Genomic DNA, 11906 nt, shown 5'->3' with positions numbered 1-11906 from the left:
CCCGCCTCGGGGTCCGTGATCCCGGTGATCGAACCCGCCACCGGCGAACCCCTGATGCGCTGCGCCATGGCCAACCCGGCCGACATCGCCGTCGCCTGCCGCAGCGCGGCGTTGGCGCAGCCGGCCTGGGCAGCACTCGGCCCACGGGAGCGCGCCGAGGTGTTTCGCAAGGCGGCGGACCTGGCCCGGCAGTCCTTTGCCGAACTGGCGCTGTACGTCGCGCGGGAAACCGGCGGCGCGTTGTTCAAGGGTGAACACGAAGTGCGCGAAGCGATTGTGCTGCTGCATCAGGCGGCGGGGCTGTTGTCCCAACCTCACGGGCTGGTGCTGCCCAGTGCGGCCGGTCGCCTGTCCTATGCCCGGCGTCAGCCCCATGGCGTGGTCGGGGTGATTTCACCGTTCAATTTTCCGCTGGTGCTGTCGCTGCGCTCGGTGGCGCCGGCCCTGGCGGCGGGCAATGCGGTGGTGCTCAAGCCCGACCCGCAGACCCCGGTCAGCGGTGGTTTTCTCATCGCCCGGCTGTTCGAGGAGGCGGGTTTGCCCAAGGGCCTGCTGCAGGTGTTGCCCGGCGCCGCGCCGGCGGGTGAGGCGCTGTGCCGCGATCCGAATGTGCAGATGATTGCGTTCACCGGGTCGACGGCGGCGGGGCGCAAAGTCGCCGAAGTGGCCGGACGACACCTGAAAAAAGTCGCGCTGGAACTGGGCGGCAAAAACCCGCTGATCATTCTCGAAGACGCCGACCTCGACCTGGCCGCGAGCAATGCCGCCTGGGGCGCCTGGCTGCACCAGGGGCAAATCTGCATGGCCACCGGCTTGATTCTCGCCCATGAATCCATCGCCGAACGCCTCACGCGCAAGTTGGTGGACAAGGCCCGGGCGTTGACCGTGGGCAATGCCGCCCGCGGTGAAGCCGCGCTCGGCCCGTTGATCAACCAACGGCAATTGCAGCGCGTGCACGAGATCGTCAGCGACAGCCTGCAAGCGGGCGCACGGTTGGAGGCGGGTGGCGAATACGACCAATTGTTCTACCAGCCCACCGTGCTCAGCGGTGTGCGGCCAGGGATGCGCGCGTTTGAGGATGAAATCTTCGGGCCGGTGGCCACGGTGGTCAGTTTTGCCACCGACGACGAGGCCATCGAGCTGGCCAACCGCACTGAGTACGGCCTCTCGGCCGCCATCATTTCACCGTCGGTCGGGCGTGCCATGGCCATCGGCGAGCGGCTTGACTGCGGCCTGCTGCACATCAATGACCAGACCGTCGCCGACGAATGCATCAACCCCTTTGGTGGGCGAGGCGCTTCCGGTAATGGCGGCAGCGTAGGCGGGCCGGCCGATTGGGACGAGTACAGCCAGTGGCAGTGGGTCACGGTGAAGAACACTGCACCTGTCTATCCGTTCTGAGCCCTGGCTCATCGCTTTGATCCACCTATGCCTATACAAAAACAAGAGGGCTTGAACATGAACCTGCACAACAAAACCCTGGTCGTCACCGGCGTCGCCTCCGGCATTGGCGCCGAGCTGGCGCGGCTCGCGCGCTTCCAGGGTGCCACGGTGATCGGCGTTGATCGCCATGCACCGCAACTGACCCTGGATGGCTTCTTCCAGGCTGACCTGGGCGATCCGGCCAGCATCGATGCCCTGGTGGCACGCCTGCCGGCGCGGGTCGATGGGCTGTGCAACATCGCCGGCGTGCCCGGTACCGCGCCCGTGCAAGCGGTGGCCACGGTCAATTACCTGGGGTTGCGGCACCTGACTCAAGCGCTGCTGCCACGCATGGCGGCGGGCGGCAGCATCGTCAATGTCGCTTCGGTGCTCGGTGCGCAATGGCCGCAACGCCTGGAGCTGCACAAGGCCCTGGCCGCGACGCACAGCTTCGAGGCCGGGCAGCAGTGGCTGGCGGCCAATCCGGTGGAGCAGGCCAGCTGTTATCAGTACTTCAAGGAGGCGCTGATCGTGTGGAGCTTCCAGCAATCCCAAGGCTGGTTTCGTGATCACTCGGTGCGTATCAACTGCGTGGCGCCGGGGCCGGTGTTTACCCCGATTCTCGACGATTTTGTCAGCATGCTCGGGCCGGAGCGGGTGGCCGCGGACAGCCAGCGCATGACCCGTCCGGCCCTGGCCGATGAGGTGGCGGCGGTGATCGCCTTCCTGTGCTCCGACGCCGCGCGCTGGGTCAACGGGGTCAATCTGCCGGTGGACGGTGGGTTGGCGGCGACCTACGTGTAGGGGTTGCTACAGCGGTAAACCCCGGTGCGGATCCACCGTGCCGGGGGTCTTGAACAACAACAAAAATACAGGACATACAAGATGCTCAAGCCTATCTTGCGGGCGGCTGCGGCCGGGACCTTTATCGCACTGTCATCGACTGCACATGCTTACGACTTGCCCGGCCTCAACCTGGGCAGTACCAGTTTCTACGACGGCTCACCGGCACCCGCCGGCCCTGGGTGGTATCTGGAGGAATACCTGACGTACTCCCGGGCCAGCCGTTTCAATGATGCCAACGGCCACAAGCTGGCACTGCCCAACCAGGACGTGGAAGTGGTGGCGCCCACCACGCAGATCATCTACCTCGGCCAACCTTTGGCGAATGGCGCGATGCCCGGATTCACCCTGATCAACACCTCCCTGGCCCACGTGGATGTCGACGACGGGTTGAACAATGCGGCCCTGAGTTCTCGCGCCGGCTTTGGTGATGTGATTGTGGGGCCCTTCCTGCAACTGCCGACCCTGAGCCGTGCCGATGGCAGCCCGCTGTTGACCCAGCGTATCGAAGCCGATATCTCGGTGCCGGTGGGCGCCTATGACCGCAAGCGCTCGATCAACCCAGGCAGTAATTTCTGGTCATTCAACCCGTATTACGCGGCGACGTACTGGTTCAGCCCGAAGTGGTCGACGAGCGGGCGGTTCATGTACCTGTGGAATGGCAAGAACGATGATCCGCAGGCAGGCTTCGGGGATGTTTCCGATACCCAGGCCGGGCAGGCGTTGCATGCCAACCTGACCCTGCAATATGCCGTGAGCCAGCAACTGAGCGTGGGGGTTAACGGCTACTGGTTGAAGCAGATCACCGACACCCAGGTCGATGGGCACGCCGTGAGCGGGCGTCGGGAGAAGGTCTGGGCCATCGGCCCAGGCCTGGTCTACGGGTTCAGCAAGGAAGACGTGCTATCGGTAAATGCCTACTTCGAGCAGCAGGCGGAGAACCGCACGCAGGGCAACAAACTGGTGCTCAATTGGCTGCATAAGTTCTAGTGGGCGCCGTACGCACCATCACGCTGATGATGGTCAGTGCGGCAATCACCACCCCGGGGGAGGTCGCCAGCAGTACCCCGGCGGTGCCGGCGCCGGCGGCGAGCAGTTGCCCGGCCGCGAGCGGTCCGGCCACCGAACCCAGGCGGCCGACGGCCACCGCTGCACCGACACCGGTGGCGCGCACCGAGGTCGGGTAGGAGGGCGGTGCCGATGCATACAGCACCAACTGCGCGGCCATCACGAACAGGCCGGCGGCAAAACCGGCGATGGCCATGGGCACGATGCCCACCGACAACCCGACCCCGGCCAACGCTGCGAGCAATCCGGCATACACGCCCAGCACCACTTTGACGGCATTGCAGCGGTCCAGCAGCACGCCACCGAGCAGCGAACCGAGGGCGCCGCCGATATTGAAGAGCATTTGCACCATGCCCGCCTGGGGCTTGCTGAAACCTTGCTCCAGCAACAGCGACGGCAGCCAGTTAAGCAGCATGTACATCACGGTCAGGGTGAAGAAATAGCTGAGCCACAAGGCCAGTGTGGTGCGGGCGCGACCTTCGCCGAACAGCGCCTGGCCGGTAGAAGGGCGGGCGCCGTGCGGAGTGTCGCGCTGTTGGCGAAAGGCGCTGGACTCCGGCAGCAGCAGGATCATCAACGGTACGGCGAGCAACGGCGCCAGGCCACCGATGATAAAGGTGGTCTGCCAGTGCTCACTGGAAAACATCGCCACCACCGCGGCCAATGCGCCACCCAGCGGCACCCCGCAGTACATCACGCTGATGGCCGTGCCCCGGTTGCGTTCGCTCACCGCTTCGGCGCACAGCGCGATCAGGTTGGGCAGTGCGGCGCCCAGGCCCAGGCCGGTGAGAAAGCGCACCAGCAACAGGCTGGCGTAGCTGTCGACAAACGCGGTGCTCAGGGAAAACAGCCCGAACAGCAGCACGGCACCCACCAGGATTTTCTTGCGCCCGATGCGGTCGGCGACCCAGCCGCCGAAGAACGCCCCCGGCAGCAGACCGATGATGCCGACGCTGAACACCCAGCCGAGCATCTTCGGATCCAGGGCGAACGTTTGACGTAACCCGGCGGCGGCAGTGCCGGCGGCCTGCAGATCGAACCCTTCGATCAGCGCAACGATAAAGCACAACGCAATAGTCAGCGTCGAACGACGCGATGGACTGTCCATGGGCAAACCTCATTGTTGTTTTTGTTGTGGTGACGAGCGCGAGTGGCTGCTGGTGATTAAGATAACAAAGATAACTAAAAAATGAATCGTGGATTAATCTGCCCATAAAACATGAATAAATTCATGCAATTCATAAGCTTGCGATGTTGATTCATATACAACTAAAAAATAGATAGCTTTATTAATGTTCGATTATCGCTCAGTTGCGGTTGACGGGCACCGTCGGCTGTTTCCATTCTTGGCTCGCGAAGCCGACCGGGCCGAGCGTGTGCCACCCCAAAAACAACAACAAAAAATGGACATCGAACATGCCAGAACTCCCTATGGAGCACGCCGTTGCAGCGACGCCCGTCGCCTGTGTGTCGAACAATACCCCACGCCTGCTCATGGCATGCCTGGCCTTGAGCGTGCTGCCCACTTCGCTGTGGGCCGCAGGCTTTATCGACGACAGCCACGGCACCTTGACCTTGCGCAATTACTACCTGGACCGCGACTACAAGGACGACGGGGCGAAGACCGCCGCGCGGGAATGGGCCCAGGCGTTCATCCTCAACCTGGAATCGGGCTACACCCCGGGCCCGGTGGGCTTCGGCCTGGATGTGCGCGGGCTGATGGGGGTCAAGCTCGACTCGTCGCCGGACCGCAGCGGCACCGAGTTGCTGCCGGTGTCGGCCAGCGACAAGCGCGCCGCCGATGAGTACTCGCGCCTGGCCCCGACTGCCAAGCTGCGGTTTGCGCAAACGACAGTGAAGGCCGGCGATGTGTCGATCTTCCTGCCGTTCGCCTTTGCCAGTCCGTCGCGCCTGCTGCCGCAAACCTTTCGCGGCACCACCTTGAGCTCCAAGGACATCGAGGGCCTGACCTTCAACACCGGCTACATCGACCGCATCAACAAGCGCGACTCCACCGACTACCAGGCCATGACCATCGCTTCGCCCAACCGGCGTTTCAACGCCACCGCCACCACGTCGCACCTGGCGTATGTGGGCGGGGACTATCAGGTCAACAAAGACCTCAGCCTGCGCGTCTATCACTCCCAGGTCGCCGACCTCTACCAGCAGGACACCCTGGCGCTGTTGCACAACCTGCCGCTGGGCGATGGCGTGCTCACCAGCGACCTGCGCAGTTTTTTCAGCCGCGAGGATGGCAGTGCCAAGGCGGGCAACGTGGATAACCGCAACCTCTCGGCGCTGTTCGGCTACCGCCTCGGCGGCCATCGCGTCAGCCTTGGCTACATGCACTCAAGCGGGGAGACGGCCACACCCTATATCTCCGGCACCGAGTTGATGGGCATGAGCGAGCTGACCATGAGCTCGGACTTTCTCAACGCCAAGGAGCGCACCTGGCAGGCTATCTACGACTATGACTTCGCCGCAGCGGGTGTGCCGGGGTTGAAGACTCGGCTGCGCTATGTGCGCGGCGACAACATCGAACTGGCCGCTTTCAATGCCGAGGACCGCAAGGAGCGCGAGTTCCAGATGGAGTTGGGCTATGTGATCCAGGACGGCCCGCTGAAGAACGTCGGGTTCATGGCGCGCAAGTCGATCTACCGCAATGACTTCCCGAGCGGCGCGGCGTTTCGCGATGAAAACCAGACCCGTTTCCTGGTGCTCTACACCGTGGCGCTCTGGTAAGCCGCTCAGTCCTGGTAGACCTTCTTCAGCAGGCGCAGCAGCTCTTCACGTTCCTGGCCGTCGAGGGCGGCCGTGGCGTCCAGGTCACTCTGGGCGGCGATGGCCTTGAGTTCCTTGAGCAGGGTTTCGCCGCTCTTGCTGAGGAAGATCCCGTAGGAGCGCTTGTCCGGCTTGCAGCGCACCCGCACGGCGAGGGCGCGGCTTTCCAGCTTGTTCAGCAACGGCACTACCTGGGGCGGCTCGATGGCCAGTGCGCGAGCCAGGTCGGCCTGCATCAGCCCGGGGTTCTGCTCGATGATCGCCAGGGCCGAGAACTGTGCAGGGCGCAGGTCGTGGTCCGACAGCCGGCCGATCAGGTTCTGGAACAGCTTGAGCTGGGCGCGGCGCATGGCGTAGCCGATCAGATCGTCCAGGGCTGAATCCAGCGGCGGCCGTACCTCGTCGTTGTCGGGCAGGGCCTGGCTGGCGGCGGCGATGGTGGAAGGCTTGGCCATTGGCAGTGCAATCCTCAGAGGGTGGAGGTTAAGAAGGCTATCTAGTTTGCCGGGGTTAACGCGCCATGGCTATGCCGGCTTTTCACAACGCCTGGAAAACGCAGGTTTCATCGCGTAAAAATATTGGTTATCCGTATTAATAGTTAATTGACATAACTATATTTGCGGTTTAATTTCGAATCATCTTCAAACCCCAGAACAAGAGCGTACCGCCATGAGCAATTACGAAGGCCGTTGGACCACTGTCAAGGTTGAGATCGAAGAAGGCATCGCCTGGGTCATTCTCAATCGTCCGGAAAAACGCAACGCCATGAGCCCGACCCTGAACCGGGAAATGATCGACGTTCTCGAAACCCTCGAGCAGGACCCTGCCGCCGGCGTGCTGGTGCTGACCGGCGCCGGCGAAGCCTGGACTGCCGGCATGGACCTCAAGGAATACTTTCGCGAGGTGGACGCCGGCCCGGAAATCCTCCAGGAAAAAATCCGCCGCGAAGCCTCGCAATGGCAATGGAAACTGCTGCGCATGTACGCCAAACCCACCATCGCCATGGTCAATGGCTGGTGCTTCGGCGGTGGCTTCAGCCCGCTGGTGGCCTGCGACCTGGCGATCTGTGCGGACGAAGCGACCTTCGGCCTTTCGGAAATCAACTGGGGCATCCCGCCGGGCAACCTGGTGAGCAAGGCCATGGCCGACACCGTGGGCCATCGCCAATCGCTGTACTACATCATGACCGGCAAGACCTTTGGCGGGCAGAAAGCCGCCGAAATGGGCCTGGTCAACGAAAGCGTGCCGCTGGCTCAACTGCGCGACGTGACCATCGAACTGGCGCGCAACCTGCTGGAGAAAAACCCGGTGGTGCTGCGTGCCGCCAAGCATGGCTTCAAGCGCTGCCGCGAATTGACCTGGGAGCAGAACGAGGATTACCTCTACGCCAAGCTCGATCAGTCGCGCCTGCTCGACACCGAAGGCGGTCGCGAGCAGGGCATGAAGCAGTTCCTCGACGACAAGAGCATCAAGCCTGGCCTGCAGGCGTATAAACGCTGAAGGGCGCGGCCGCCTGGCCGCGCCGTTGTACCCTGCTTGAACGTATTCCCGATAAAGACAATAAAGAGGAATCACCATGCTGGACGTGCCCCTGTTGATCGGCGGCCAGTCGTGCCCCGCCCGTGACGGTCGAACCTTCGAGCGCCGCAACCCGGTGACCGGTGAAGTGGTCTCGCGGGTGGCTGCCGCCACCCTGGAAGATGCCGACGCCGCCGTAGCGGCCGCCCACGCCGCATTCCCCGCGTGGGCGGCGCTGGCGCCCAACGAACGCCGCACTCGGCTGCTCAAGGCAGCCGAGCAGTTGCAGGCCCGCAGCGCCGAATTCATTGCCGCCGCCGGCGAGACCGGCGCCATGGCCAACTGGTATGGCTTCAACGTGCGCCTGGCGGCCAATATGCTGCGCGAAGCGGCGTCGATGACCACCCAGATCACCGGTGAAGTGATCCCCTCCGATGTCCCCGGCAGTTTCGCCATGGCCTTGCGTCAACCTTGCGGCGTGGTGCTGGGTATCGCGCCGTGGAATGCCCCGGTGATCCTCGCCACACGTGCCATCGCCATGCCGTTGGCCTGCGGCAACACCGTGGTGCTCAAGGCCTCGGAGCTGAGCCCGGCGGTGCACCGCCTGATTGGCCAGGTGTTGCAGGACGCCGGCCTGGGCGATGGCGTGGTCAATGTCATCAGCAATGCCCCGGCGGATGCCGCTGCGATTGTCGAGCGCCTGATCGCCAACCCGGCCGTGCGCCGGGTCAACTTCACCGGCTCGACCCATGTGGGGCGGATTGTCGGCGAGCTCTCGGCGCGTCACCTCAAGCCGGCGTTGCTGGAACTGGGCGGCAAGGCGCCGTTGCTGGTGCTCGACGACGCCGACCTCGACGCGGCGGTGGCAGCGGCGGCCTTTGGCGCCTATTTCAACCAGGGCCAGATTTGCATGTCCACCGAGCGCCTGATTGTCGATGCCAAGGTCGCCGATGCCTTCACCGCCAAGCTCGCGGCCAAGGTCGCGACCCTGCGCGCGGGCGATCCCGTGGCGGCGGATTCGGTCCTGGGTTCCCTGGTGGATGCCGGCGCCGGCACACGCATCAAGGCCCTGATCGACGATGCCCTCGCCAAGGGCGCGCGGCTGGTGGTGGGTGGCCAACTGGACGGCAGCATCCTGCAGCCGACTCTGATCGATGGCGTTACCGAGCATATGCGCCTGTACCGCGAAGAATCCTTCGGCCCGGTGGCGGTGCTGCTGCGTGGAGACGGGGATGAAGCGTTGCTGCGCCTGGCCAACGACTCCGAGTTCGGCCTCTCGGCGGCGATCTTCAGCCGTGACACCGGGCGTGCACTGGCCCTGGCCCAGCGTGTCGAGTCGGGCATTTGCCATATCAATGGCCCGACCGTGCATGACGAGGCGCAGATGCCGTTTGGCGGGGTCAAGTCCAGCGGCTACGGCAGCTTTGGTGGCAAGGCCTCGATCGAGCACTTCACGCAATTGCGCTGGGTGACCTTGCAGAACGGGCCACGGCATTACCCGATCTGAGCAGGCGTCGCGACATAACAATAACAAGGCGGCGTTGATCCGCCTTGCTGGAGGACACCCTTGTGAGTTCCGAATTCAGACCGCAACCCCAGCCCGCACCGCGATACCGCGAGGTCTCCATTGGCCACGCAGCGGTGGCGGTCACTGAAGAACACGGCGTGCTGCATATGCGCTCCCTGGAGCCCCTGGCCGAGTTGCCGGCGCGCCTGCTCGATCGCCTGGTGCATTGGGCCCAGGTGCGCCCCGAGCAGACGTTTATCGCGGCACGCCAGGCCGGTGGTGATTGGCGCCGGGTCAGCTACCGCGAGATGCTCGACAGCGTGCGTGCGATTGCCCAGGGCCTGTTGCGTTACGGGTTGTCGGCGGATAAGCCGCTGGCGTTGCTGTCGGGCAACGACATCGAGCATTTGCAGGTTGCCCTCGGCGCGATGTACGCCGGCATTCCCTACTGCCCGGTGTCGCCGGCGTATTCGTTGTTGTCCCAGGATTTCGCCAAGCTGCGGCATGTGTGCGACCTGCTGCAACCGGGGCTGGTGTTCGTCAGCGATGGGGCCGCTTACCAGCGTGCCATCGACGCCGTCCTGCCGGCCGAGACCCCGCTGATCAGCGTTCGCGGCCACGTGCCTGGGCGCACTCAGGCCAGCTTCGCCAGCCTGCTGCAAACGCCGGGCGGCGCCGAGGCCGACGCGGCGTTCCAGGCCACCGGCCCCGACAGCATCGCCAAGTTCCTGTTCACTTCGGGCTCGACCAAGTTGCCCAAGGCGGTGATCACTACGCAGCGCATGCTCTGTGCCAACCAGCAAATGCTGTTGCAGACGTTCCCGGTGTTCGGTGAGGAACCGCCGGTACTGGTGGACTGGCTGCCGTGGAACCATACGTTTGGCGGTAGCCATAACGTCGGCATCGTGCTCTACAACGGCGGCACCTTTTACCTCGACGACGGCAAGCCCACGGTCCAGGGCTTTGCCGAGACCCTGCGCAACCTCAAGGAGGTTTCGCCCACGGCCTATTTGACGGTGCCCAAGGGCTGGGAAGAATTGGTCAACGCCCTGGAACAGGACGCCGAGTTGCGCGAACGGTTTTTTGCGCGGATGAAACTGTTCTTCTTCGCCGCCGCCGGCCTGTCGCAAAGTATCTGGGATCGCCTCGACCGCGTGGCCGAACAGCACTGCGGTGAACGTATCCGCATGATGGCCGGGCTGGGCATGACCGAAGCCGCGCCGTCCTGCACCTTCACCACCGGACCGTTGTCCATGGCCGGCTATATCGGATTGCCTGCGCCGGGCTGCGAGGTGCGCCTGGTGCCGTTGGACGGCAAGTTCGAAGGGCGCTTCCGCGGGCCGCACATCATGCCGGGGTACTGGCGGGCGCCGGAGCAAACCGCCGAGGTGTTCGACGACCAGGGTTTCTACTGTTCAGGTGACGCGATCAAGCTCGCCGACCCGCACCAGCCGCAATTGGGGCTGATGTTCGACGGGCGCATCGCCGAGGATTTCAAGTTGTCTTCCGGGGTGTTTGTCAGTGTCGGCCCGTTGCGCAATCGCGCGGTGCTCGATGGCGCGCCCTATGTGCAAGACCTGGTGATTGCTGCGCCGGACCGCGAATGCCTGGGCGCCCTGGTATTCCCCCGGCTCTACGAGTGCCGTCGGCTGGCCGGCTTGAGCGCCGACGCCAGCGACGCCGAGGTGCTGGCCAGCGCGCCGGTACGCCAGTGGTTCGGCGACTGGTTGCAGCGCCTCAACCGCGAGGCCACCGGCAATGCCAGTCGCCTGGAATGGATTGCCCTGCTCGACGAGCCAGCGTCCATCGATCGCGGGGAAATCACCGACAAAGGCTCGATCAACCAGCGCGCCGTGCTGCAATGGCGCGCGGCCAGGGTCGAGGCGCTGTATCGCGGTGAAGACCCTGCGATCCTGCGCGCCGGGCCCAAGCCTTGAACAGCGCCGGGCAGTACTCGGCGTTTGCCGATGCGGTGATTTTCGAGGCGGTGCGCACGCCGTGGGTCGACCTTGGCGGTGCACTTTCCCAGGTGTCGCCTATCGATTTGGGAATCAAGGTCGGCCGTGAAGTATTGGCCCGGGCCGGCATCGACCCCCTGGCGGTGGACAGCGTGCTGGCCGGCTCCATGGCCCAGGCCAGTTTCGATGCCTACTTGCTGCCACGGCATATCGGCCTGTACAGCGGGGTGGCGCAAGCAGTCCCGGCACTGGGGGTGCAGCGCATCTGCGCCACCGGTTTCGAGCTGCTGCGCCAGGCCGCTGAACAACTGCGCGACGAGGTGCAACTGGCCCTGTGCGTGGCCAGTGAATCCATGTCGCGCAACCCGATTGCGGCCTACACCCATCGGGATGGGTTTCGACTCGGCGGCGAGGTGCAATTCAAGGATTTTCTCTGGGAGGCCCTGTACGACCCGGCCCCCGGCCTGGACATGATCGCCACCGCCGACAACCTGGCGCGCCGTTATGGCCTGAGCCGCAAGGCCGTGGATCGCCACGCCTGCGACAGCCATCAGCGCGCCTTGCAAGCGCAATGTGACGGTGCGTGGGCGGAAGAAATCGTCACGGTCGATAACCAGGTGTTCGAGCTTGAGGGGTACCAGCCCAGGGGCATCAGCCTGGCGCGTCGGGCGAGTGCCGTCAGCGCCGACAGCCACCCACGTCCCACCGACCTTGATGCCCTGACGCGCTTGCGCGCCGTGCATCCAGGCGGCGTGCAAACCGCCGGCAACAGTTGCGCGGTGGTCGATGGCGCGGCGGCGGCTTTGGTG

General features: G+C 64.4%; 10 protein-coding genes. 8 read left to right on the top strand and 2 right to left on the bottom strand.

The window, feature by feature from the left end; all coding sequences use genetic code 11:
* From BFP99_RS07920 to BFP99_RS07910, 3 genes are all read left to right on the top strand, one after another.
* On the top strand, positions 1 to 1401 hold a 1401-nt coding region (locus BFP99_RS07920), incomplete at its 5' end, for a benzaldehyde dehydrogenase (RefSeq protein ID WP_065947036.1).
* Positions 1402 to 1458: 57 nt separating this feature from the next.
* Positions 1459 to 2226 (top strand): coniferyl-alcohol dehydrogenase, encoded by a 768-nt coding sequence (locus BFP99_RS07915; protein WP_065923820.1) that lies wholly within the window; start codon positions 1459 to 1461, stop codon positions 2224 to 2226.
* A gap of 81 nt (positions 2227 to 2307) precedes the next feature.
* Positions 2308 to 3255 (top strand): SphA family protein, encoded by a 948-nt coding sequence (locus BFP99_RS07910; protein ID WP_065923819.1) that lies wholly within the window; start codon positions 2308 to 2310, stop codon positions 3253 to 3255.
* Here the strand turns inward: BFP99_RS07910 and mhpT are convergent.
* On the bottom strand, positions 3233 to 4441 hold the full coding sequence (mhpT, locus tag BFP99_RS07905; protein ID WP_065947035.1) for a 3-(3-hydroxy-phenyl)propionate transporter MhpT: 1209 nt from the start codon (positions 4439 to 4441) through the stop codon (positions 3233 to 3235). The genes BFP99_RS07910 and mhpT overlap by 23 nt on opposite strands.
* Before the next feature lie 308 nt (positions 4442 to 4749).
* On the opposite strand from mhpT, the gene BFP99_RS07900 reads away from it, so the two are divergent.
* Complete coding sequence (locus BFP99_RS07900) at positions 4750 to 6075, top strand: OprD family porin (RefSeq protein WP_065947034.1); 1326 nt, start codon at positions 4750 to 4752, stop codon at positions 6073 to 6075.
* Between the two features lie 5 nt (positions 6076 to 6080).
* Here BFP99_RS07900 and BFP99_RS07895 read toward each other — a convergent pair whose 3' ends face one another.
* Entirely contained in the window at positions 6081 to 6569 is a 489-nt protein-coding gene (locus BFP99_RS07895) for a MarR family winged helix-turn-helix transcriptional regulator (protein ID WP_065923931.1), read from the bottom strand.
* A gap of 214 nt (positions 6570 to 6783) precedes the next feature.
* On the opposite strand from BFP99_RS07895, the gene BFP99_RS07890 reads away from it, so the two are divergent.
* The 4 genes from BFP99_RS07890 to BFP99_RS07875 all read left to right on the top strand — a co-directional run.
* Positions 6784 to 7614 (top strand): p-hydroxycinnamoyl CoA hydratase/lyase, encoded by an 831-nt coding sequence (locus BFP99_RS07890; protein WP_065923932.1) that lies wholly within the window; start codon positions 6784 to 6786, stop codon positions 7612 to 7614.
* Positions 7615 to 7690: 76 nt separating this feature from the next.
* On the top strand, positions 7691 to 9139 hold the full coding sequence (locus tag BFP99_RS07885; protein WP_053139707.1) for an aldehyde dehydrogenase: 1449 nt from the start codon (positions 7691 to 7693) through the stop codon (positions 9137 to 9139).
* 62 nt (positions 9140 to 9201) lie between these two features.
* Positions 9202 to 11076 carry a feruloyl-CoA synthase gene (locus tag BFP99_RS07880; protein WP_065947033.1) on the top strand — a complete coding sequence of 625 codons (1875 nt, stop codon included), beginning with the start codon at positions 9202 to 9204 and terminating at the stop codon, positions 11074 to 11076.
* On the top strand, positions 11073 to 11906 hold an 834-nt coding region (locus tag BFP99_RS07875; protein ID WP_065947032.1), incomplete at its 3' end, for a thiolase family protein. The genes BFP99_RS07880 and BFP99_RS07875, both read left to right, overlap by 4 nt.

Source organism: Pseudomonas sp. 1 R 17, from assembly GCF_900067035.1.
Lineage (GTDB): Bacteria > Pseudomonadota > Gammaproteobacteria > Pseudomonadales > Pseudomonadaceae > Aquipseudomonas > Aquipseudomonas marginalis.
This window is presented reverse-complemented; position numbering and strand designations above follow the sequence as displayed.